At 67.3% G+C, this 22,996-nt stretch carries 23 protein-coding genes; 10 read left to right on the top strand and 13 right to left on the bottom strand.

What is annotated here, in order from left to right:
- The first annotated feature begins 15 nt into the window (after positions 1–15).
- Complete coding sequence (locus NU1_RS13380; protein ID WP_067521061.1) at positions 16–990, top strand: alpha/beta hydrolase; 975 nt, start codon at positions 16–18, stop codon at positions 988–990.
- A gap of 98 nt (positions 991–1,088) precedes the next feature.
- Here the strand turns inward: NU1_RS13380 and NU1_RS13375 are convergent, their stop codons facing one another.
- Positions 1,089–1,925 (bottom strand): PRC and DUF2382 domain-containing protein, encoded by an 837-nt coding sequence (locus NU1_RS13375; RefSeq protein ID WP_245720104.1) that lies wholly within the window; start codon positions 1,923–1,925, stop codon positions 1,089–1,091.
- A 123-nt stretch (positions 1,926–2,048) separates the two neighbouring features.
- On the bottom strand, positions 2,049–3,674 hold the full coding sequence (locus NU1_RS13370; protein ID WP_245720103.1) for an MFS transporter: 1,626 nt from the start codon (positions 3,672–3,674) through the stop codon (positions 2,049–2,051).
- 167 nt (positions 3,675–3,841) lie between these two features.
- Between NU1_RS13370 and NU1_RS13365 the strand changes: the two genes are divergently transcribed.
- The gene (locus NU1_RS13365) at positions 3,842–4,228 is read left to right on the top strand and encodes an Rv0313 family protein (RefSeq protein WP_067521058.1); all 387 of its coding nucleotides are present in this window, start codon (positions 3,842–3,844) and stop codon (positions 4,226–4,228) included.
- Positions 4,229–4,426: 198 nt separating this feature from the next.
- Here NU1_RS13365 and NU1_RS13360 read toward each other — a convergent pair whose 3' ends face one another.
- A complete protein-coding gene (locus NU1_RS13360) occupies positions 4,427–5,038 on the bottom strand; it encodes a methyltransferase family protein (protein WP_067521056.1) in 612 nt (203 codons plus the stop codon).
- Between the two features lie 235 nt (positions 5,039–5,273).
- On the opposite strand from NU1_RS13360, the gene NU1_RS13355 reads away from it, so the two are divergent.
- A complete protein-coding gene (locus NU1_RS13355) occupies positions 5,274–5,768 on the top strand; it encodes a DUF1579 domain-containing protein (protein WP_067521054.1) in 495 nt (164 codons plus the stop codon).
- 51 nt (positions 5,769–5,819) lie between these two features.
- Here NU1_RS13355 and NU1_RS13350 read toward each other — a convergent pair whose 3' ends face one another.
- The 7 genes from NU1_RS13350 to NU1_RS13320 form a co-directional block, all read right to left on the bottom strand.
- A complete protein-coding gene (locus tag NU1_RS13350; RefSeq protein ID WP_067521051.1) occupies positions 5,820–6,020 on the bottom strand; it encodes a DUF6186 family protein in 201 nt (66 codons plus the stop codon).
- Positions 6,017–6,400 (bottom strand): hypothetical protein, encoded by a 384-nt coding sequence (locus NU1_RS13345; RefSeq protein ID WP_157552184.1) that lies wholly within the window; start codon positions 6,398–6,400, stop codon positions 6,017–6,019. The genes NU1_RS13350 and NU1_RS13345 overlap by 4 nt, the downstream gene beginning before the upstream one ends.
- Before the next feature lie 45 nt (positions 6,401–6,445).
- Positions 6,446–7,117: a PAS and ANTAR domain-containing protein gene (locus tag NU1_RS13340; RefSeq protein WP_084521306.1), complete on the bottom strand. Its 672-nt coding sequence runs from the start codon at positions 7,115–7,117 to the stop codon at positions 6,446–6,448.
- 105 nt (positions 7,118–7,222) lie between these two features.
- Positions 7,223–7,480: an HPr family phosphocarrier protein gene (locus NU1_RS13335; protein ID WP_067521041.1), complete on the bottom strand. Its 258-nt coding sequence runs from the start codon at positions 7,478–7,480 to the stop codon at positions 7,223–7,225.
- A gap of 26 nt (positions 7,481–7,506) precedes the next feature.
- Positions 7,507–9,579: a PTS fructose transporter subunit IIABC gene (locus NU1_RS13330; RefSeq protein WP_067521039.1), complete on the bottom strand. Its 2,073-nt coding sequence runs from the start codon at positions 9,577–9,579 to the stop codon at positions 7,507–7,509.
- 11 nt (positions 9,580–9,590) lie between these two features.
- Entirely contained in the window at positions 9,591–10,541 is a 951-nt protein-coding gene (locus NU1_RS13325) for a 1-phosphofructokinase family hexose kinase (RefSeq protein WP_067521036.1), read from the bottom strand.
- On the bottom strand, positions 10,538–11,305 hold the full coding sequence (locus NU1_RS13320) for a DeoR/GlpR family DNA-binding transcription regulator (RefSeq protein WP_067521033.1): 768 nt from the start codon (positions 11,303–11,305) through the stop codon (positions 10,538–10,540). Before NU1_RS13320 ends, NU1_RS13325 begins: the two co-directional genes overlap by 4 nt.
- A 145-nt stretch (positions 11,306–11,450) precedes the next feature.
- Here NU1_RS13320 and NU1_RS13315 point away from each other — a divergent pair, with 145 nt between their 5' ends.
- Positions 11,451–13,157: a putative PEP-binding protein gene (locus tag NU1_RS13315; protein WP_067521031.1), complete on the top strand. Its 1,707-nt coding sequence runs from the start codon at positions 11,451–11,453 to the stop codon at positions 13,155–13,157.
- Positions 13,158–13,612: 455 nt separating this feature from the next.
- On the opposite strand, the gene NU1_RS13310 is transcribed toward NU1_RS13315, so the two are convergent.
- Positions 13,613–14,377 carry an SDR family NAD(P)-dependent oxidoreductase gene (locus NU1_RS13310; RefSeq protein WP_067521029.1) on the bottom strand — a complete coding sequence of 255 codons (765 nt, stop codon included), beginning with the start codon at positions 14,375–14,377 and terminating at the stop codon, positions 13,613–13,615.
- Between the two features lie 53 nt (positions 14,378–14,430).
- Here NU1_RS13310 and NU1_RS13305 point away from each other — a divergent pair, with 53 nt between their 5' ends.
- Genes NU1_RS13305 through NU1_RS13295 form a run of 3 tightly spaced genes read left to right on the top strand, consistent with a single transcriptional unit; the run spans position 14,431 to position 16,055 of the window.
- Complete coding sequence (locus NU1_RS13305; RefSeq protein WP_212761553.1) at positions 14,431–14,784, top strand: ArsR/SmtB family transcription factor; 354 nt, start codon at positions 14,431–14,433, stop codon at positions 14,782–14,784.
- 51 nt (positions 14,785–14,835) lie between these two features.
- The gene (locus NU1_RS13300) at positions 14,836–15,699 is read left to right on the top strand and encodes a class I SAM-dependent methyltransferase (protein ID WP_212761552.1); all 864 of its coding nucleotides are present in this window, start codon (positions 14,836–14,838) and stop codon (positions 15,697–15,699) included.
- Positions 15,696–16,055 carry a PGPGW domain-containing protein gene (locus NU1_RS13295; RefSeq protein WP_067521025.1) on the top strand — a complete coding sequence of 120 codons (360 nt, stop codon included), beginning with the start codon at positions 15,696–15,698 and terminating at the stop codon, positions 16,053–16,055. The genes NU1_RS13300 and NU1_RS13295 overlap by 4 nt, the downstream gene beginning before the upstream one ends.
- Here the strand turns inward: NU1_RS13295 and NU1_RS13290 are convergent.
- The gene (locus NU1_RS13290; protein WP_067521023.1) at positions 15,988–19,122 is read right to left on the bottom strand and encodes an AfsR/SARP family transcriptional regulator; all 3,135 of its coding nucleotides are present in this window, start codon (positions 19,120–19,122) and stop codon (positions 15,988–15,990) included. The genes NU1_RS13295 and NU1_RS13290 overlap by 68 nt on opposite strands.
- A 290-nt stretch (positions 19,123–19,412) precedes the next feature.
- Here NU1_RS13290 and NU1_RS13285 point away from each other — a divergent pair, with 290 nt between their 5' ends.
- The 3 genes from NU1_RS13285 to NU1_RS13275 all read left to right on the top strand — a co-directional run bounded on the left by NU1_RS13285 (position 19,413) and on the right by NU1_RS13275 (position 22,016).
- Positions 19,413–20,612, top strand: a complete 1,200-nt coding sequence (locus tag NU1_RS13285) for a sensor histidine kinase (protein ID WP_067521020.1) — start codon at positions 19,413–19,415, stop codon at positions 20,610–20,612.
- A complete protein-coding gene (locus tag NU1_RS13280) occupies positions 20,609–21,268 on the top strand; it encodes a response regulator transcription factor (RefSeq protein WP_245720117.1) in 660 nt (219 codons plus the stop codon). The genes NU1_RS13285 and NU1_RS13280 overlap by 4 nt, the downstream gene beginning before the upstream one ends.
- Positions 21,269–21,404: 136 nt before the next feature.
- Positions 21,405–22,016 (top strand): class I SAM-dependent methyltransferase, encoded by a 612-nt coding sequence (locus NU1_RS13275; protein WP_067521015.1) that lies wholly within the window; start codon positions 21,405–21,407, stop codon positions 22,014–22,016.
- Positions 22,017–22,092: 76 nt separating this feature from the next.
- Here the strand turns inward: NU1_RS13275 and thpD are convergent, their stop codons facing one another.
- A complete protein-coding gene (gene thpD, locus NU1_RS13270; protein WP_067521012.1) occupies positions 22,093–22,977 on the bottom strand; it encodes an ectoine hydroxylase in 885 nt (294 codons plus the stop codon).
- Between the last annotated feature and the right edge of the window lie 19 nt (positions 22,978–22,996).

The following is a 22,996-nucleotide window of genomic DNA, read 5'->3' as shown; positions in this document are numbered from 1 at the left end:
GGGGATACTCCACTCATGCACCGGTTGCCACGCTGCCTGATCGTCCTGATCGCCGCATTCACTGTGCTGTTGCCTGCCCCGGCGACCGCGGAGCCCGGCGGTTCCGCGATTGTCGAGGTGCGCCCACTCGGTGGTCGCCAGTTCGAGGTGGTCGTCTACTCGGCGGCGATGAACCGGGCTTTTCCGGTGTGGGTATCGCATCCGGGTGGGCCCGCACCCGCGCTGTATCTGCTCAATGCGGTCGACGGCGGCGAAACGGGCGGTCCATGGACCAATCGCACCGATGTCGCGCAGTTCTTCGCCGATAAGCCGGTCAATGTCATCCAGCCGATCGGTGGCCGCGCCTCCTACTACAGCGACTGGGTGGCCGACGATCCGGCGCTCGGCCGGAACCGGTGGTCCACCTTCCTGACCGCCGAGCTGCCGCCGCTACTGGAAAACCATTTCGGTATGACCGGCCGCAATGCCATTGCCGGCACCTCGATGTCGGCGACCTCCGCACTCAATCTCGCGATCGAGGCACCCCACCTGTATCAGGCGGTGGGCTCCTACAGCGGATGCCCGCGCACCAGCGACCCGCTGGCCCGCGCCTACGTGCATTCCCAGCTGGGGTTCTTCGGCGCGAACGCGGGCAATATGTGGGGCGCGTCGGACAATCCGGCCTGGGCGGCACACGATCCGATCCTCAATGCCGACCGGCTGCGCGGCACGGCCCTGTATATCTCGGCCGGCAACGGTGCGGCGGGAATCCACGACACCCTCACCGACCCGTCGATCGGCGGTGATGTCGGTCGGCTGGCCGATCGGATGGCCGTGGGCGGCACCATGGAATCGATCGTGCGGGCGTGCACCGCCTCCCTCACCGACCGGCTGGCCGCACTCGGTATTCCGGCCCACGTGGTGCACCGCGACGGCACCCACGCGTGGCCGTACTGGCAGGACGATCTGCACGATTCGTGGCCAGTGTTCGCCGCCGCCCTCGGCGTCTAGAGCCGTAGTCGGGTTCGGCCAACGACAGTCGGGGTCGGACAACGACGGCGTCCACCGGGAGTTGAGACTGCCGGTGGACGCCTGCCGGGAGGACGCGACTACCGTTTGCCCTCGGGGTCCTCCTCGATACCTTCGGTTTCGAAGCGTTCCTTGCGCACGGTGCCCGACATGGTCTGAGTGTCCTCGACCTCGTCGACGGCCAGGCGGACCCGCTCGACCGGCACGGATTCCTTGCCGAGCGTCAGGTGGTCCTCGCGCAGTGTCACCTCGCGTTCCTCCTCACCGATATCGGCACGCCCGACCATGTCGGGGTCGGTGATCGGTTCGCGTTCGATGCGGACCTCCTCGTGCGTGGTCGGCACCGTGATGGTCTGCTCCTCGGTGACCGCGTACTTGCGCAGCCGCGCCTTACCGCTCGTGGTGCGCTCCCTGTTCACCTCGAGATGTTCCGCCGAGCGGATCATCTCCTCATCGGTCGTCATCGCCCGCTCGCCGCGACCCTGCTGGCCGGTGGTTTCGACGAAGGCGTCCCATCCGGCTCGGCGCGGGTCGACGCGATAGTGGGTGAACAGCTGCTCTTCCTCGTCGACGCTGATGTCGTGGTCCAGCGTGATGTGCGGGGCGGATTTCACCTCGTCCTTGTCGACCTGCAGTTTCAGCGCGTCGGACCCGGCGGCGTGTTGGGCGCCGACCAGCGGGACAAGGGAGTCGTCGTGGAAGAAGCCGGTCGATACCGCGGCCCAGGTCGGCGAGCCGGAGGTGTTGTCGATATAGATCTGCTTGACCTTGCCGATCTTGTCGCCACTGCGGTCGTACACGGCATTACCGATGATCTCGTCGAGTAGTCCGGTCAGGATTCCTCCTCGATACTTCGGTATTTGCTGAAGCGGATGTGGAACGACATCTCGCGCGATACGACCGCTCGGTGCGAACAATGGGACGATCGCGCGATTGCGGATGCCCGGCCGGTCCCGATGAGCAGAACCAGCTACACAGCGGCAACTACCCGCTGATATTTCCGGCAAACATCTCGCGAACCAGTTCTGGTTTGTTCGTCTTCATCGCCGCTCCGCCGATTCGGGCAGCGCTAACGTGAGCACACCCATGGCGATCGCCACCGCCGCGATCGCCGCGAACATGGTGACACTGCCTCCCAGGGTGTGCGCGCGGAAGAACACCGCACTCAGCAGCGCCAGCCCCAGCGCGTTTCCGATCTGCTCGATGGTCGGGAGCAGGCCCGACGCCGCGTCCATCTGCCGCTGCCTCAGGCCGGAGAGCATGATCGGTTGCAGTGGTACGAAGAACATTCCAACGCTCGACCCCGCCAGGAAGACCGGCCCGATGACCAGGGCGGTGGATACGACACCGTCGGTCAGATATAGATAACCGGCCCCGATCGCCACCCAGACGCCGTAGGTGGTGATACCCGCCGTCAGGGTGCGAACTCCCCAGCGCCGCACCAGTATCGGCGAGAGGAGCGCACCCGCACAGACGCCGACCGCGAAGGGCGTCATCATCAGCCCGGTACGCCAGGGCGAGAACCCCAGTTCGTCCTGCAGGGTGACCGAGATCGCGAATACGAAAGCGGTGAACAGGCCGAAGAATACGGTCACCAGCACGGAGCCGATGGCGAAACGGCGGTCGGCGAACAGGTCGAACCGCACCAGCGCACCACTGCCGTCGCGTGCCTTCCGACGCTGCTGGGCGCAGAACGCCGCCGCACCGCCGACGGCGACGCCGATCAATGCCAGAGCCCCTGGCCGCCAGCCATTCTGCTGGATATCGGTGAGAGCGTAGAGCAGGACGAACAGACTCACGGTGGACAGCGCCACCCCGCCGAGATCCAGCCGTTCTCGCTGCGCCGGACGGCCCAGCCGCAGATAGCGCAGCACCAGCGCGAACGCGATCAACCCGAGCGGCAGATTGATCAGGAAGATCGCATGCCAGCCGAGCCCGAAAAGATCGGCCGTGACCAGCGCTCCGCCGAGAATCGGCCCCAGCATTCCGGCGAACCCGGCCATGGCGCCGTAGATGGCGAAAACCTGCGGGTGTCGGCGGCGCGGAAAACTGGCGGTGGCAATGGCAATGGTCTGCGCCGCCATGCCGGCGGCGGCAATGCCCTGCAGCACCCGCGCGGTGACGAGTTCGACCGCGCTGCCCGACATCCCGCACCACACCGAGGCGACCGTGAAGGCCACCACCGAGGCCAGGAACATGGTGCGCCGCCCCACCAGCTCACCGATTCTGGCCGCGGTGAGCAGTGTGCACGCGAAAGCCAGCGCATAACCCGATACCACCAGCAACTGCGCCTGCCGCGATGCCGCCAGGTCCGCGCTGATACTGGGCAGCGCGGTAATCACGATCGTGCCATCGATCATCTGCATGAATACCGCGATCAGACAGCCGGTGAAGGACAGCCATGCGGCCCGCTCGCCGCCCGCGGTCTCGGCACCTGCCGCGTCCGCCTGGGCAAGATCCCGGCCATCGGCGACAGCGTCGTCGGCGACGAATTCCCCGGAACTCTGCGGTGAGTCGATTCCGCCAGCATAACGGCAGCGGAGACCGCTATCTGCGATCGAGCGCGCTGCGAGTCGAAGACGACGACGCCGCCGGGCCGGGTCGAGATCGATACCAGCGCAAGTACCCGGCCGCCATAGCCGTTGCGGCGACGCGAACAGTCCCAATCCGCGAAAACCTCACGCCGTCACGGGCATACGACCACTTCCGCAGTTGAGAGCCGCAAGATCGCGCGAGTGGGGGAATCTCTGCCGCCGAAGTCGACGTGGCGAAGTCGCGATTGGGCGAGGACACTGAGGGCGTAGCGCCCACTTCGTCCCCAGGAGCACATGAGATGGCAACCAACGGGCCTTTCGGGATCGATCCGGAGGAATTCGAACGCGCGCTGCGCGAGGCGGGGATCGAACTGCAGAACCTGATCGGTAAGGCCGGGGAGTACATCGACCGCGGCACGAGCGCCAATGCACTGGCATCGCTGCTCGGTCAGTTCGTGCAGCCGGAACGCCCGCACGCCACGCAGCCCGAAGGCGAGACCACCGGTGAGACCGGTAGCGGGGTGTGGGCGATCTACACCATCGAGGAGGACGGCGGAGCCAGGGTCGACCAGGTCTTCCCGAGTGAGATCGAGGCCTTGCGCGCGCACCGCGACAATACCGACGAGCGTCGCCGCGTGCGGTTTTTGCCCTACGGCGTCCCCGCGAGCGTGCTGGACGCGCCCTGACGGTTCGCCGTCATGAGCTGTGGCGTACGGACATCCGAGCACGCCTGACGCATCCGCACGTCACCTCGAGGATCGCCGCTGTCGCGCAGGCCGGGGAAACGGCTGCGAGATTCGTTCCGCCACCCTAGCTTTCGACCATCCCACCAATGCGGTGTGGCCGAGTGACCACTACGGCGTGGTCGTCGACGTCGGGATCGGTCAATAGATCACGGGGAAGAATCGTTTGGTGTGTCCGATGTAGATCGAATACCGGTCGCCGAACGCCGTTCGTAGCACGCCCTCCTCAGTTCGCGCTCGCCAATCGTGTGCCACCACGATAAGCAGGACCGCGACGATGAATCCGACCCTCGGAACGACCAATAGGGTGCTCGCGAAGGTGCCGATAACGCCGGTGTAGATCGGATGGCGAATCAAGGTGAACGGCCCACCGGTCATCAGTTCATGATCCGAGTCGATCTCGGCTCGCAACCGCCAGGATCCGAAGACCATGAATGTCCACACAATCAGCGCTATCGACGCCACCGCGAGCACGATCCCCGAGATCGCGGACCAAGGCGCCGGATCGATAATGAGAGGACCGGCGAGACTCGGGCGGACAACCCACGCGGTGAAGACCGCGTAGTAGACCACCATCGCGATGATCGCCGACGCGACCGCCGCGTCGGCGCGGGGCGCCGTGGTGACGGCCGATTCCACACGTGCCGGCGGACGTGTCCGTAGCCCGATCAGCATCCGTCCGAAGATCACCAGCAGCAGTACGGAATGAATCGCGCCGACGATCCCGATATCGATGGAACGGTTGAAGGCCATCGTTCCCCCTCAGACAATTACGATTCCCCCCGCCCGGATCAGATATTCCAGGGCAGATCAATCGATCGTCGCAGCGTTGTCGCGATCCTGTCAACGGCTGCAACATCTTCGAATGCCGGACCGGGTGGATCGGAAAGTGGAGATCATCGTGAGATTCCCGCACGGCAGGCCGGGCGGGAGGTGAAAGATGGGGGTCGGTAAGGCATCCGACAACTTTGACTCTTGTGAGGACGATATGAAAGAAGCCAAGCCGCAGGTCGAACACGAGTGGCTACATAAGCTCCTCGGTGACTGGACATTCGAAGGCCGGATGGATATGGGGCCGGGCAATCCGCCGAAGCAGGCCACCGGCACGGAGCGGTTCACATCGCTCGGCGATTTCTGGGTCCGTTCGGAGGGGTTTGGCCCGCCACCGGAGGGGGCTCCCTCGACCTGGAGTCTCACCCTCGGCTACGACCCGAAGCGCGAGAAATTCATCGGCACCTGGATCGGCTCGATGATGCCGAACATGTACGTGTACGAGGGGGTGCGCGACGGCGGCGGTAGGGTTTTGACCCTCGACGCCGCCGGGCCGTCCATGACCGACGAGAACAAGACGGCCCGGTATCAAGACATTATCGAGTTCGTCGACGACGACCACTGGGTGATGCGGTCACAGGTGCTCGGCGAGGACGGGGCCTGGAGCCAGTTCATGGAAACCCACTATCGGCGAGCGACATCCAGCCGTTGAGCCCGCTGCCTCCGGTAGGTTCTCGACCTACCGGGGGTGTCCGGTCGTCTCCTATCGCACCAGGAAGTGCCAGCCGAGCCAGGCCCACCCGAGCACAGCGACAATCCGCACCGTTCGAATTCCGATCACGTAGGTGATCGTCTCCGCCAACGACGCGACCGTCTCACGGCGCAGCCGCGCGAACACCAGCGCGCCGAGTGCGGCAGCCAGCAGCACCACGAATCCGGCAATGATTACCGTGCGCTCGCTCATCTCGACACCAGCCACCAGCCGACGCCCAGCCAGATCAGCCAGCCCACGAAGCGCAGCGGCAACTGCTCGAGCCCAGGATCCAGCAGCGTCGACAGGGTCGGGTGTTCATCGCTCGGATGCATCCAATCCGGTTGCCGTACATAGGCATACGCTTCCCAGGCGGCGAATGCGAGTAGTAGCGGCGACCAGAGGGCCAGACCCCGCCGCACCCGGGGCGTGCCGGGTGACCTCGTCGGGTTCCGCCGAATCGCCAACACCGATATCACGACGACGGTGACCAGCACCCAGGTCGCCGCCGCCGCGCTGAACGGCCGTGTGCTCGCGCCGCCCGCCGCCAGCAGCACACCGCAGACCACCAATGTCACCGACCGCCTGGTCACAATCACAGAATACGACCGGACGGGTGTGGCGGTGCTTCGACGAGCTCAGCGATGCAGATTGAGCAGCAATTGATCGAAGCGGGCGCGGGTGCCGCTGGAGACGGCCGGGGCAATCTCGCGCATGCGGTCGACCAGCCGGACCGCCAGCTCACGCACCTTGATCTGGGTTTCCTGTGACCGCCAGGTCAGCACCCGGAACGCCTGGTCGGCGGAGACCCCGTACACCAGCATGAGCATGCCCTTGGCCTGCTCGATCACCGCGCGATGCTCGACCAGCGACGGCACGATCTCGTCGAGCGCCCGTTGGCATTGACCGTCCAGGGCGTCGGTGACATCGATGAAGTAGCCCTCGGTGCCGATAACCTCGCCCGCATCGTCGGTCAGGGGCTGCGACACCACGATGACGTGATGGGTGTGCCCCTCACGGCCGGTGATGCGGTGGCGGCTGGAGAAGGGCGCGTGGTCACGCACGGAGGCGACGAGTTCCGCCTCGACCCGGCCACGGTCCTCCGGATGCTGGTGTGACAGCAGTAATTCCGTCGTCGGCCGCACCTCTCCCGGCGAATAGCCGTAGAGCGCGGCGACCGCGTCGGACCATTCCCAGCGTTGGTCGGCGAACCAGAACCGAAACGCACCGACGCTTTCGGGCACCCCGGCGCCCACCACCTGCTCGACACCGTCGAGCTCATCGGTCACAGGATCTTCTGGCTGGGCCACCGTTGCAGTATGCGCCGCCCGCCGTCTCAGTCCCAATAGTTCGCGATTTCGATGACCGTGCCGACCGGTACGGGCTGGCCATGGGCACGCGGGAAAGACCGGGTGTCAGGCGTCGAGGTCGTTGGCGACGAGTTCCGCGATCTTGTCGAGGGTGGGTTGGTCGTCGCAGCTGACAATGACCTCGGTGCCCTTGGCGGCTCCGAGGGTCATGAGCATGAGGGCCGACCCTGCGTTGACGGGGACACCGCCAGATACCGCGATGGTGACGGGGAAACCGGCGGCCTGCACGGCCTCCACGATGATGGCGGCGGGGCGGGCATGCAGACCTTCGGCGGAGCCGACGATGACGGTGACCTGAGGCATGGTGAATCTCCTTGTTCGCGAGAGGTTTATACGGTGACGGGGACGGCGGGAGTGGGGGCGGCGGTACGACCGATTGTCTTCGCCGCCGTGACGCATGCCGCCGCGGTGAGGGTGCCCGCGAGCAGGGCGAGAAGGAACCAGCCGATATGGCCGATGGCGAAGAAGACGAAGATGCCACCGTGCGGTGCGCTGAGGGTGGTGCCACCGGCCATGACGAGGGCGCCGGTGACCGCGCCGCCCGCCATCATGGCGGGGATGACGCGCAGCGGGTCGGCGGCGGCGAAGGGAATCGCACCTTCGGAGATGAAGGATGCGCCGAGTAGCCATGCGGCCTTGCCGTTCTCACGCTCGGCCATGGTGAACAGGCGCGGGCGAAGAACGGTGGCGAGGGCCATGGCCAGCGGCGGCACCATACCGGCGGCCATGACCGCGGCCATAATGCGCAGCGACGCCGGATCATTGACACTGAGACCGGCGGCGGCAAAAGAATAGGCCGCCTTGTTGACCGGGCCACCGAGATCGAAGCACATCATCAGGCCCAGGATGACGCCGAGGACGATCACCGAGGTGCCGGACAGACCATTGAGCCAGTCGGTGAGCCCATTGGTGACGGCCGCGAGTGGTTTGCCCAGGACAATGAACATGAGCATGCCCACCGTGAGCGAGGCGAACAGTGGGATGACCACCACCGGCATGAGGCCGCGCGCCCACTGCGGGACAGCGAGTTTCGAGATCCACAGGGCCGCGAATCCGGCGATCAGGCCGCCGACGAGGCCGCCGAGGAAGCCCGCGCCCACGAAGACGGCCACGGCTCCGGCGGTGAATCCCGGTGCGAGACCGGGCCGGTCGGCAATGGCGTAGGCGATGTACCCGGCGAGCGCGGGGACGAGGAAGCTGAACGCCAGTGACCCCAGCTGGAATAGCACAGCGCCGATATAGGTCGAAAGACCGCCGTCGGGCAGTGCGGTGAGCGAATTGTCCAGCACGATCGTCTTGGCATTGTCGGCGATCTCGTAGCCGCCGAAGAGGAAGCCGAGCGCGATGAGCAGGCCACCCGCCGCGACGAACGGGATCATGTAGCTCACGCCGGTGAGCAGGATCTGGCGCAGTCTGGTGCCCCAGCCGAGCGAACCGGATGATGATGCGGCGGAGGATGTCTCGCCGGGTGAACCGGAGACACGGGATGCGGCGGGGTCGGCGGCGGCGCGCAGGGCCTCGCCGATCATGACATCCGGTTCATTGATCGCGCGTTTGACACCGGATTCGACCACCGGTTTTCCGGCGAAGCGCTCGCGGCCTCGCACCCCGACATCGGTGGCGAAGACGACCGCGCTCGCGGTGGCGATGATTTCGGGATCCAGCGCGGTGCTGCCGGATGAGCCCTGGGTTTCGACATGCACGGTGATTCCGGCGCGTTCCCCGGCCGCGACGAGGGAGTCCGCCGCCATGTAGGTGTGCGCGATTCCGGTCGGGCAGGCCGTGACGGCCACAATGCCGCGGGGCTGCGGCCGATCCTTGGTTTCGGCCGATGGCGCGGCGGTTCCGGGAGATCGCGTCGGCCCGGAATCGGGTTGCGGTCCAGTAGATCCGGCGGCGGGGGAAGCCGCGCTGATACTCGGATCGGGCCGCGGCGATTCAGTGCTCTGCGGGGTCAGCACGCCGTCGATGAGCGCCAGAACCTCCTCGGTCGTGGCGGCCCCGCGCAGCGCCGCGACGAATTCCGGCCGCACCAGCGACCGCGCGAGCGTCGACAGCACCTTCATGTGCTCGGCCCCGCCGCCCTCCGGTGCGGCGATGAGGAAGACCAGGTCGGCGGGCCCGTCCGGAGCGCCGAAATCGACCTTGGGGTTCAGCCTCGCGAAGCCGAGCGAGGCGCTGGTGACCGCCGCCGACTTGCAGTGCGGAATGGCGATCCCACCCGGAAGCCCGGTGGCGGACTGGCTTTCGCGGGCGAGCGCCGCATCACGCAGGGCGACGGCGTCGCCCGCGCGGCCCGCGGCGGCCAGGCGCTCGGCCAGGGCGGCGATCACATCCCGCTTGGTGGTGCCGAGATCGGCATCGAGGGTGATCAGTTCGGCGGTGATGATCGGAGCGGCCATCGCGGTGTCCTTCAGCGGCGGGGCAGGGAGTTCAGGGCCGTGACGGACACGGCATCGAGATCGATATGTCCGGGACCGGGCAGGCCGGTGCCGGGCAGGGTGACGGCGGCGGTGCCGTAGGCGACGGCACGGCGCAGGCGATCGGCCGGAGCGTCGCCGTCGAGATCGGCGAGTAGGTAACCGGCGAGCGCGGAATCGCCCGCGCCGACGGTGCTGCACGGGGTGATATCCGGCGCGGTCGCGTGCCACGCCCCCTCCGCGGTGACCAGTACCGCGCCCGCCGCACCGAGGGTCGCGAGGACGGCGCCGACGCCGCGGTCGACAAGCTGCCCGGCGGCGCGGACCGCCTCGACCGGATCGTGCAGCCGTTCGACGTCGGCTCCGGTGAGCTGGGCCAGTTCGTCGCTGTTCGGTTTGATGAGCGCCGGTGCGGCCGAATCCACCTGTCGGGCAAGGGCCGCGAGCGGCGCGTCCGAGGTATCGACCGCGATCCGGGGGCCGCGCAGGCGCCGGAGCAGTTCGACATACCAGTCGGCGGGCACACCGGGTGGCAGCGAGCCGGACAGTACGAGCCACGTCGCGGTGGTGGACAATTCGGTGAGCAGTTCGGTCAGTGCCCACAGCCGTTCGGCATCGAGGGGTGCGCCCGGTTCGTTGACCTTGGTGGTGGTGCCGTCGATTTCGGTAATGGCGTAGTTGGTCCGGATGGGACCGCCACCCGGCGCTATGCGATGGTCGATCCCCGCCTCCGACAATGCGCGCGACACCGGATCGCCCGCGCTGCCGGGCAGTATCGCCACCGTCGCGACACCCGCCGCGGCAACTACGCGGGATACATTGACGCCCTTGCCACCGGCCTGCGTGGTAGCGGCCAGTGCGCGCTGCACTCCCCCGCGTCGCAATGGTTCGGCGAGGGTGACGGTGCGGTCCACGCTCGGATTGGCCGTGAGAGTTACGATCACGTCGTCACCACCTCGATGCCGTACTCGGATAGTTCATTTCGCACCGACGGCGGCACTTCCGTATCGGTGATCAGCACATCGAAGTCGTTGACCGAGGCGAAGCGCACGAAATCCTCGCGGCCGACCTTGGTGGAGTCGGCGACGACCACGACATGGTGGGCGGCGGCGACCATGGCGCGTTTGACCGCGGCCTCATCGGGATCCGGTGTGGACAGTCCGTGCCCGACGGTGAGCGCGTTGGTACCGATAAAGGCCACGTCGACCCGCAGTTCGCCGAGCATGCGCAGAGTTTCCGGACCGACCGCTGCCTGGGTGATACCGCGTACCCGGCCGCCGAGCAATTGCAACCGCACCGCGGCATAGCCGGATAGGCGGGCCGCGATCGGCACCGAATTGGTCACCGCGACGAGATCCTGGTCAGCGGGTAGATGCGCGGCGAGCCGTGCGGTGGTGGTACCCGCGTCGAACAGCACGCTGCCACCGGCGCGGGGCAGGAATTCCAAGGCCGCCTTCGCGATTCGGTCCTTCTCGGCCGCGCGGCTGTGTTCGCGCTCGCCGGTGCCCAACTCGATGGCGGTGAGCGCCGCGGCCGGTACCGCACCGCCGTGGACCCGGCGGACGAGCCCCATGCGGTCGAGTACCGCGAGGTCACGTCGCACGGTCTCGGTGGTGACGCCGTATTGCTCGGACAGGTCGGCGACCGAGACGCGACCGCGTTGCCCGACCAGTGCGGCGATGGCCCGCTGCCGCTCCTCGGCGTACATTCCAACCTCCAGAATCGATGTTGCTTTATGTTGTTTTATGCCTGTATGTGTTGTTTTGTCAAGGATATGTCGTAGCCTGGATAACAGCGCACCGGTCGGGCGGCCGATCGCGTTTCGCACGAAGACGGCGTGAAGGAGAAGTCCCGTGTCCCTATCACTGCAGGAGAATGCCGGATCCGTAGTGCTCACCGGTATACCGGCGGTGGCCGGGGTGGTCGCGGCGGTGACGATTCGGCCGGTGCCGCGCGTTCGGATCGCCACCCCATCGACGGTCATTCCGGAGTCCGATCGGGCATCGGAGGCCGATACTCTTCGCCGGGCCGCCGAGGTGGTGGCTCAGCGCTTGCGAGAACGCGCGGCCACGGCCACCGGTGCGGCGTCGGAGGTGCTGGCGGCTACTGCGGCCATGGCCGTCGACCGCGGCTGGCTCGAGTCGGCGGAGCGACTCATCGCGACCGGAACCCCCGCCGCCACGGCGGCCGACACGGCCTTCGATGAGTTCGCCGTGGTATTCACCCGGCTCGGCGGCATGATGGCCGAACGCGTGACGGATCTGCGCGATATCCGCGATCGGGTGGTGGCCGAATTGGCCGGGGCGCCCGAACCCGGCATCGCACTGCCCGACCGGCCGTCGATTCTGCTCGCCACCGACCTCGCCCCCGCCGATACCGCCGGGCTCGATCCGAATCTCATTGTCGGACTGGCCACTTCACTGGGCGGGCCGACCAGTCACACCGCTATTATCGCCCGGCAGCTGGGCATTCCCTGCGTTGTCGCGGTCACCGGACTCGACGATGTGCCCGCCGGGGTCGATGTCCTCCTCGACGGTGCGTCGGGCCGTATCGTGGTCGACCCGGACCCCGAGGTCGCCGCGGGTGCGGCCGCCGGACATCGTGCCGCCGCCGCGCGCGCCGCCGCCTGGTCCGGCCCCGGGGCCACCGCCGACGGGCATCGCGTCGAACTGCTGGCCAATGTGCAGGATGGCGCGAGCGCCCGCGCGGCGCGCCACACCCCCGCCGCGGGCATTGGCTTGTTCCGCACCGAATTGTGTTTCCTGGACCGCGAATCCGAGCCGAGCATCGACGAACAGGCGGCCATCTACCGCGAGGCCCTCGACGCCTACCCGAGTACGAAGGTCGTGATCCGCACCCTCGATGCCGGTTCCGACAAACCGCTGCGCTTCGCCGCCCACCCCGAAGAGGCCAACCCCGCCCTCGGTGTCCGCGGTATCCGCATCGCCGCCCGCGACAGCGGAATCCTCGATCGCCAACTCGACGCCATCGTCTCCGCCGCCTCCGGCCGCGACACCCCACCATGGGTCATGGCACCCATGATTTCCACTGCGGCGGAGGCGAAATCATTCGCCGCCGCCTGCCGCCTGCGCGGCCTGATCCCCGGCGCGATGATCGAAGTCCCCGCCGCCGCCCTACTCGCCGAATCCATCCTCGACCACGTCGACTTCGTCTCCCTCGGCACCAATGACCTGGCGCAATACACCATGGCCGCCGACCGCATGTCGCCCGACCTGGCCGCGCTCACAGACCCATGGCAGCCCGCGGTACTGCACCTGGTCGCCCGGGTGGCCGCAGCCGGACGCGCACTCGACAAACCGGTAGGCGTCTGCGGCGAGGCCGCCGCCGACCCGCTATTGGCTTGCGTACTCACCGGATTCGGCATCACGTCCCTATCCGCCGCCGCACCGGCGGTAGCCACCGTGGGCGCAACCCTCGCCACGGTCACCCGCGACGACTGCCGCCGCGCCGCCGCAGCCGTCCTGTCCACGTCGGATCCCGATGCGGCGCGTACCGCGGCACTGGAAGTCCTTGGTGCCCAACGCCATATCAACGGGTAGTTGCGCGATATCGACGATGGGGTGCACGGCCTACCAGATCAGCCCGCCAGCGCCCTGGCCGCCTGTAGGGGTGGACGCCGAAGCACCTGAGCACCTGAACGCCTGACCAGAGGCCCGCAGCGCAGCGCAGCTCCCCCGTCATTCGGGCATGCTTTAGAGCGCAGCGCAACTCCCCGGTCGGTCAGGCCGGTAGGCCCGTCGGCCGATAGGCCACGAGACGTGCGGTACTTCCGGCCACCCGCTCATGGAGCGTCGAAGGACGGGTTGTGGCGTTGAACTGCGTCAGCCCGGGCAGCGAGGTCGCTGGCAAGGTCGAACCAGCAACATACTCACGCACCTCGGCATCCTGTCCGGTTTGTTCGCGGAGTTCCGGGGCCGAGCACGCCTGGACGCTCAACGATCCCCGCCTGGCACACTTGTTACGAGACGCTCGCTCAGTCCTTCCTCTGGGGCGATCAGGTTAGTTCGAGGCCGCCATCGAGCGTGAGGACTTGGCCGGTGAGCCAGGTGGTGGCGGGATCGGCGAGGCGCAGGATCCAGGGGGCGATTTCTTCGGGCTCGCCGCGGCGACCGAGCGGAATGCGGTTGGTCTCTTGTTCTTTGATCTGGTCGACCATGGAGGTGGGAAGTCCGGCGGCGCTCAGGGCTTCGCTTTCGGTGGGGCCGGGAGCCAGCGCGTTGACTCGGATGCCGTCGGCGGCGAGTTCTACGGCCCAGCTGCGGGTCAACTGCTCGAGGGCGGCTTTGGACGCGGCGTAGTGGGCGGCGCCGGGGAGGGGGCGGTGGCCGTAGGTGCTGGAGATGTTGATGATCGAGCCGGTGGTGTGGCGGAGGTGGGGTAGAGCGGCGTGGGCGAGCAGGCTCGGTGCGGTCACGTTCAGGGCGAACAGGTCCGCGATGCCCTCGGCGGTGGTGTCGGACAGCGGCATCACCCGGGTTGCACCGGCATTGTTGACCAACACGTCGACGCGGCCCCAACGGTCGGTCGCGGTGTCGATGATGGCCTGCGGCACACGCGGGTCACGCAGATCGGCGGAGTGGGTGGCGATGGCGGGATGCGCTGCGGCCGTGGCATTCAGTGCGTCGCGGCGGCGTCCGACTCCTAGGACATGGGCTCCGGCGTGCGCGAAGGCGTGCGCGGTCGCGCGGCCGATACCCGAACCCGCGCCGGTGACGATGACAACCTTGCCGGTGAAGTGATCGCGTACCGGTGTAGCCATACCAACTCCTTGTTCGACGTTCGTAGAACATCGAACATACTAGGATGGTCACTATGAAGCAGGCGCGGCACCCGAAACCGGGCGAAATGGTGTTGACCGAGGTGACCGCGGCACTCAGCGACCCGATCCGCGTGGGATTGGTGCGCGTACTGGCCGATGGTCGCGAGCGCGGATGGGGCGAGCTACGGGCGCCGGTGGCGAAATCCACACTGAGTCATCACCTTCGGGTGCTGCGCGACGCGGGCATCACCCGCACTCGGCAGGAGGGCACCCGGTGCTTCGTGATGCTGCGGCGCGAGGATCTCGATGTACGGTTCCCGGGGCTGATGGCGGCGGTGCTGGCCGCAGCGATCGCCGATGATGTCGGCACCCAGGTCGGCGTGGGCGAGGGCGATTCCACCCGCTGACACTTCCCGGTGCGCCCGGCGCGGGAGCGCCGACAGGTTCGTGTGCGCGATATGACAGGTCCGGTGTGGATCGTCGACGGCATGAATACGGTCAATGTCGAACAGGATCGGGTCTGGAACGGCGACGACGGAATCCACTGGGCACAGTGGCATGAACGCTATGACGCCATGGCGGAACCGTCCAATACGCACCTCTTCGAGGCGGCCGAGATCGGTTCCGAGGACCGGGTACTCGATATCGGTTGCGGGACGGGGCAGACCACGCGATTGGCGGCCCGGCTGGCCCAGCGCGGCCACGCCGTCGGTATCGACCTGTCGGAGCCGATGCTGGTCCGTGCTCGACGCACAGCGGCCGAGGAGCAGATCGGCAGTATCACCTTCGAACAGGGCGATGCGCAGGTATTTCCGTTTCCTTCATCAGGATTCGAGGTGGCGATCAGCCGGGCGGGGGTGATGTTCTTCGACGATCCGGTCGCCGCCTTCGGCAATATCGGCAAGGCCCTCGTACCCGGTGGCAGGCTGGCATTCCTGTGTCATCGGGATATGGACCATGACGCGAATCCCGTCCTCGCCACGCTGGCCGAACACCTCCCGCTCCCGGATCTGGCCGAGCGGGCACCCGGCGTCGTGGCCTTCTCCGACCCAGAGCAGGTTTCGGACGTACTCGATGCGGCGGGCTTCGTCGCGGTGCGCGCCTATCCCATCACCTACCGGACCGCGCTGGGACGAGATGCTTTGGACGCCACCGATTTTCTGTTCCGAGCCCAGCTGCGCGCCTTCCTCACCGACATCGATGAGGGCGCACTGGCGCGGGCGCGAACGGCGCTCGTCGAGGCATTGCGCCCCTTCGAAACCGACGGTGCCGTACACCTGCCGGTCGGCGGCTGGATCTACACAGGAAGGACTTGCCGATGACACCGCTGGACACCGAACCGAACGAGGCAACCGCGCAGCGGGTCGTCGCACGCCGTGAACGGCATCGGCGACGGTCGCTGATCGTTCGGATACCCGTCGCTCTGGCCGGTGCGCTCCTGGGCATCGTCGGCGTGCCATTGCTGCTGATTCCGGAATTCGGGGTGCCCGCGGTGCTGTTGAGCCTGCGCCTGCTCGCGCTGGAATTCGCCTGGGCGACACGCGCGCAATCCTGGATCGAGCGGAAGTACAGCGCGTTTCGGCGCTGGTTCGCCGAGAGATCGATGACATTCAAGGTAGGTGTGACGCTGGCGGTGCTGGCAGTGGTGGTCCTGGCGGTGCTGGAGTTCGTTCGGTAGTTCCGAGCGCGATCGCGACGGCGCCCATGGCGGTATCGCGATCGCGCCCACGCGTGTAGGCAGCGGTGTAGCGCTGATCGCCGAGGGTGTCACGCAGGGTGTGCGTCAGTCCGGCTAGGTCGAGATCGCGGGCGTCGAGCGCGCCGTGGATGGTGTGCGCGATGGCAATGAGTTCGACCGCGCCGGTCGGATCGGCGGTCAGGGCACACCAGCGCGCCAGGCGGGCGGCGACAACCGCGCCGAGCGAGGTGCCCGATGCTGTCACAGCTACTTCGAAGGCAGCGGCGAGCTCGTCACGGACCGTGCCGAGATCACCGATGTCCATGGCGAGATCTGCTCGGGCACAAGCCAACCGAACCCGGTAGAGCGGTTCGATGCAGGGCATACCCGCGAATCCGGCGGCAGCCAGCCCCAACCGCAGATCCGCCTCATTCGGATCGCCGTCGCGGCGCGCCAGTTCGGCGAGAGCGAGTTGAGCGAAGGCGAGATAGTCGCTGCCGGACGCGGCTCCCACGCTGGCCAGTAATTCTTCCAAATCGGCTCTGGCCCTGCCGATATCACCCATGGTGCCGCGCAGTTCCGCGATCCGGGCCTGCTCCAGCACCGCCTTGTCACCGGGGTCGAGTTCCCGCGACAGGGCAATGACTTCGTTGAGATCGTGGATGGCGGAATCGAATTCGCCCGCGCCGGCCCGCAGGTCGGCCCGGATGGTGAGCGCCCACGAGAGTCCGGCGCGATCATCGACCGACCGGAATCCGGCAATGGCGGCCCGCACATGCGACCGCTGCCCGTCGAGGTCGCCCATCTCGCCGCACAGTGCCGCACGCAGCAATCGCAGCATGGCGTCGGTCCAGCCATCGGGGTGCGGTGCCCGTCGATCGAGCACGGCCAGACCCGACTCGGCGCCTTGACGAGCGGCGGCGAGGCAGGGCTCGATCAGGGCAACCAGCGGATGCTCCGCCGCCGCGAGCGCCTCGGCGGCGGCGTCGGCGATATCGATACCGGACCAGATCCCGGCCGCGAGCAGGCTCAGCGCCGTGGTGGCCGCGCGGGCGTCGGACGGCGCGGCCCCCGGTATTTCCAACGCCAGGCGTGGGCCGTCCATCATGGCCTGCCGATCGCCCCTGATCAGCCAGTACGTCCCGAGCGCCGCACACAGTCGGACGGCGGCCTCCGCGTCGCCGACGGCATGGGCGTAGCGCAGCGCGGCCGAGAAATTATCCCGCTCGCCATCCAGCCGCCGCAGCCAGGGCAGCTGACCGGGCCCACGCAACCGCGGTTCGGCACGTTCGGCAAGTTCCTGGAAGCACGTCGCGTGCGCCCTCTGGGTCTCCGTGAGTTCCGCTGCGTCGGAGAGCTTTTCGAGCGCGAAATCACGCACGGTGACGAGCATCAAATAGCGCTCCCCGTCGAACTGCAACAGTGATTTGTCCGCCAGTGCCGCCAGCCGATCCACGGTCGCCCCCGTCACCGCCGCGGCACTGTCCACGTCGACAGCGCCGTGGAAGACCGCCAGGCGGCGGGCGATGGCCTGCTCCTCGCAATCCAGCAGATCCCAACTCCACTCGACCACCGCGCGCAGTGTCCGGTGCCGTGGCTGCGCCGCCCGGTCCGGCCGCGCCAATAGCCCGAATCCGGGCTCGAGTCGAGTATTCAACTCCCGCAGTGGAATCGAGCCGACCCGCCCGGCCGCCAGCTCAATGGCCAGTGGCAGCCGATCCAGTCTCGAGCACATATTCTCGACCAGGGCCGACGTCTCCTCGTCGAGCCGGAAGCCGGGCCGGGCCGCGGCGGCCCGATCGGCGAACAGTCGCACCGCGGCCGCCAGTGGCAGTGGCGGCACCGCGCAGACCCGCTCACCGGCCAGACCGAGCGGCTCACGGCTGGTGGCGATGATCCGCAGTGCCGGGCACCGGCCGAGCAGCTCATCGACCACCGCGGTGGCCTCGTCGAGCACATGCTCGCAGTTGTCCAGTACCAGCACGGTTTCGGTACCGCCCAGAGTTTCCGCCAGGCGTTCTATCGGATCGCGCGGCGGCTCGAGCAGACCGGCCGAACCGATCCCGAGCGCAGTGGTCGCGGCGCGCACCACCTCGCCCGGACCGTGCACGGCCGCCAATTCGACCAGCCACGCCCCATCGCCGACCACGGCCGCCGCGGCCAGCCGCGTTTTACCGACTCCGCCGGGGCCGGTCAGGGTAATGAGCCGGTCGCTGTCCAGCAGTGCCCGCAGCCGACCCAACTCCGGCTCGCGGCCGATGAAGCGGGTGCGGGCGGCGCGCAGATTGCCGCGCACTGTCCGAGCCGACGATTCCCCGCGGACCACCGCCAGATGCGCGGCCCGCAGTTCGGGCCCGGGGTCGGCACCGAGTTCGTCGGCGAAGGCGGCGCGGATCTCCGCGAAGGTCGTGAGCGCTTCGGCCTGCCGCCCCTCGGCGTGCAGGGCCCGAATGTACAGGGCCTGCAACCGCTCCCGGAACGGGTGCGCGGCGGCCAACGGCGCCAGCTCGGCGGCGACACCAGCGGGCCTGCCGACGGCGAGGGTGGCGGCGGCACTGTCCTCCATCGCGCACAGTCGTCGTTCCGTCAGCCGCTGGTGTGCGAAATCCGGTAGCGTGCCGGGCAATTCACCGCGCCACAGGGCCTGTGCCCGCACGAGGAGCCCGAGCGCGTCCTCGTAGCGTCCGTCCGACAACTGCCGCGCACCCTCGGCCGCCAGACGTTCGAATCGCTTCGCGTCCACCGCATCCGAGGGCAGATCGAGGACATAGCCACCGGCCGTCGAGCGCAGGCAATCACCGGGCAGGACCTGGCGTAGACGTGAGATGAGCGAATGCAGCGCATTCGTCCGATCGCCCGGTCCCGCCGTCGGCCATACGGTGTCGGCGAGCGCCTCGGTGGGCACCACCCGACCGACGTCGAGGGCGAGGCGGGTGAGCAGTATCCGCAGGCGGGTGCCACCCACCGGGACCGGCTCGGATCCCACCGCCAACTCGAGCGGACCGAGTAGCCCGATACCTACGCACTCTTCCATGTCGCGGCGATTCACAATGGTAGGTGCCGACATCTGCTGGAACTCCTCTATCGGATGTACGCCTATGTTCAGGATGCGGGTGCCGGGCATGCTGTCAACCCGAACCCCGCGGTCCGGGCAGCCGGTCGGACGGTTCCCCGGTCCCGGCTACCTCGTCGATGTGTCCTCCGGTCGTGGCCATGGTTCCCAGGATTACGGTCGCGGACGTGCGGGTCGTCGGACAGAAGTTGTCGGCTCGCTACGCAATCGGGAGTACGCCGACATCCCGCGCCTGCGCTCGGCAACGGATGCGGTACCGAGATCGGGCACCGTAGGGTGAGATCATGTTCGCGTGGCGTGACGGATCCGTCCGAGATCTCCTTCGGTTGCGTCGCATCCTGATCGATGTCGGGTTCGGCGTCTTCGTCACCGGTGCCGTCGTCGCGCTGACCATTCTGGCCAGACCCGACGGAGGTGGTGGTCGGCCGGAGATCATCTCTTACATCCTGGCCGTCGCCATGGGGATTTCGATGCTGGGTCGCCGCCGGTGGCCGGTGGGGGTGCTGCTGTTCACCTGTATCGGATTGGCCGCCTACTACGTGCACGGCTACCCGCCCGTCGGCATCGCGGTGCCGATGGCGGCGGCACTGTTCACCGCGGCGGAAGCGGGCCACCTGCGGGTGGCCGTCGCCAGCGCTTTCGGTTTGACGGCATTCATTACGCTCCGCCAACTCTGGGACAGCGGTACCACCTATCTGCTGTGGTACGAGCTCCTCGCCGCCCTGATTCTGATGAAGGCGACCATCGCGGTCGGCGATACCGTCCGCTCCCGGCGTGGCTGGCAATACGAGGCACAGCAGCGGGCGGAACTCATGCTGGCCGAACAGGAACAGGAGGCGCGGCGACGCGTGGAACACGAACGGGTGCGCATCGCCCGGGAAGTGCACGACGTCATCGCCCACACCCTGACCGTCATCTCCATCCAGTCGAGCGTGGCCGCCGAAGCACTCGCGGACGCGGCCCCGTCGGAACCGGTTCAGCAGGCCACAGCGGCGATCGGCACCATCAAACAGAGCAGTAGAGAGGCCCTGCGTGAATTGCGCTCCACCCTGGGGACATTGCGTTCGGAGGACGGACAGCCGCGCGCACCCCTGGCCTGCCTGGCAGGTCTCGAACAGATGGTGACGGCGACCGCCGAGGTCGGCCTGTCGGTCGATCTCGAGGTAGAGGGCACGCCCCGGCCGGTGTCGGCGATCGTGGAGTCGGCCGCCTACCGAATCGTTCAGGAATCGCTGACCAATGTGCTCCGCCACGCGAAGGCCGATAAGGCGACCGTTCGTATCCGGTACACCTCCGATTCGCTCGATATGCGGGTCGCTGACAATGGCCGGGCACAACCGCCGGTATCCGCCCGCGCCGGTAGCGGATTCGGTATTCAGGGCATGCGAGAGCGAGTATCACTCCTCGGCGGATCCTTCTCGGCGGGCCCGAACCCGGGCTCCGGCTTCGTCGTCGCCGCATCCCTGCCCGCGGCGGGTGCCTGATGATCAGAGTCGTACTGGTCGACGACCAGCACCTGGTACGTGCCGGCTTCCGGTCGCTCTTGGAGCGAGTCGAGGATATCGAGGTGGTCGGCGAAGCCGAAAACGGTGCGCAGGCACTGGAAGTCGTCGTGGCGGAGCGACCGGATGTGGTCCTGATGGATATTCGGATGCCGGTCCTCGACGGGCTGCAGGCCACCCGGCGCATTGTGGCGGACCCGACTCTGACCGCTGTGCGCATTCTTGTCCTCACCACCTACGACGATGACGAGTTCGTGTTCGAGGCGATCCGCGTCGGTGCCAGCGGATTCCTCCTCAAGGACACCGAACCCGACGAGCTGCGGCGGGCGGTGCGCGTCGTGGCCGCCGGCGATTCGCTGCTCTCCCCCGGCGTCACCTCCCGGGTCATGCGGGCCGCCGCGGGTCATTCGTTGCGCGCGAACGAGGCGACCGAACGCCTGCATGTCCTCACCGAGCGAGAGCGCGAGGTCCTCACCCACGTCGGAGCCGGGCGCAGCAATGACGAGATCGCCGCCGACCTCTATATGAGTCCGGCCACCGCGCGGACGCATGTCAGCCGAATCATGACCAAACTCGAGGCCCGCGATCGGTCGCAACTCGTGGTGATCGCGCATCGTTGCGGCTTGGTCGGGTACTGACCATACGAGAGCGTTACCGAACATCGTGTCGGCGATGACGTGGTTCGGTCCCGAATCACGCTAGAGTTCAGTTCGGTGTGCCGGGAAGCCTGGTCGGCGAGAGAGACGTAGCCCCCTCGATTCCAGGAGCAGCGCCGTGCCATTCACCGACAGGCTCATTATGCAGTTCGCGCACCCGCGCGGGCCCCTTGGAGCTCTCGCCGGGGTGATCATGGCGCATCGGTCCGAGAATGTCAGCCGCGGGCGGTGGGCCATCGACAGACTCGCGCCCGCGCCCGACGCGCGAATACTCGAGCTCGGCTACGGGCCCGGCGTCACCCTGCGCGACATCTGCCGACGGGTGCCAGACGGTCATATCGTCGCCGTCGATAGCTCCCCGGTCATGCTGCGCCAGGCCGGCCGCCGCAATCGGCAGTTCATCGCGGCCGGACGCCTCGATCTCCGACTCGGCGACGCGGCCGCTCTCGATCCCGAAATCCAGGACCTCGACCTGATTTATGGTTTCAACGTCTGGCATCTGTGGGATGACGGGATTGCCGTCATTACCGACCTGGCCGCCCGCCTGCGGCCGGGCGGGCAGCTGGCGCTGGCCTATATGCGACCGCCCGGCGGCACCATTACCCATGGCCAGGCGGCCACGCGATTGGCCATCGAATTCTCCACCACGACCCTCATCCATATCGAAACCCAATGGATGTCCCACAAGACACCAGCCGTCCTGGTGACAGCACGACGACCCCAGAGCTGACCTCGACAATCACGCGCGTCGATTCCGGTGAGCCACACCACCGCTGCCCCGGGGCCCCAGCTACCGGACCGGAGCGCTACCGGACCGGAGTGAAATCCCGACTGCCGATATAGGTGGGCCGCGGGGCATCCGCCGCGAACGGTTCGACCAGGGTGTTCTCCACACTGTTGAAAACCAGGAAGATATTGGACCGCGGGAACGGGGTGATGTTGTTCGCCGACCCGTGCATGAGATTGGAGTCGAACAGCAGGGCCGAGCCCGCGCGGCCGGTGAACTGGGCGATCCCGTGTTTGTTCGCCAGTTCGGTGATATCGGCCTCGGTGGGCACACCGAATTGCTGCTGCCGCAACGACTCCCGGTAGTGCTCGGTGGGAGTGACGCCCTGACAGGGCACGAAGGTGCGGTGTGAGCCCGGCATGACCATGAGGCTGCCGTTGTAGGGGTAGTTGTCGGTCAGCGCGATAGACAGGCTCACCGCGCGCGGCGCGGGCATACCGTCCTCGGCGTGCCAGGTCTCGAAATCGGAGTGCCAGTAGAAGCCCGTGCCCTGGAAGCCGGGCATGAAGTTCACCCGACTCTGGTGGATGTACACCTCGGATCCGAGAACCTGCCGCGCCAGACCCACGATCCGGCTTTCCCGCACCAGATCGCCGACCCGGGCGCTGAGCCGGTGCACCTCGAAGATGGAACGCACCCGGTTCGCGGACTTCTCGATAATCAGCCGATCGTCGAGCCACAGATCCGGATCCTTGGTCAGCCCCACCACCTCGTCGGTGAGATCGGCGACCTCCGTCGGATCCAGCAATGCGTCGATCATCGCGAAACCGTCCGCGTCGAAGCTCGCCAACGAGTCCGATTCGATCGTGCCCCACACGGTGGCGTCGGACCGCTCGATATGCGCGACCGGCTCGGCGGTTCGGGTCGGATAGCGATCAACGATCAAGTTGTCGGACAAGGCCATTCGATTGACTCCTATCTCA

Source organism: Nocardia uniformis NBRC 13702 (assembly GCF_001613345.1).
GTDB lineage: Bacteria > Actinomycetota > Actinomycetes > Mycobacteriales > Mycobacteriaceae > Nocardia > Nocardia uniformis.
Note: the sequence above shows the minus strand (reverse complement) of the source record. Positions and strands in the feature narration are given on the sequence as shown.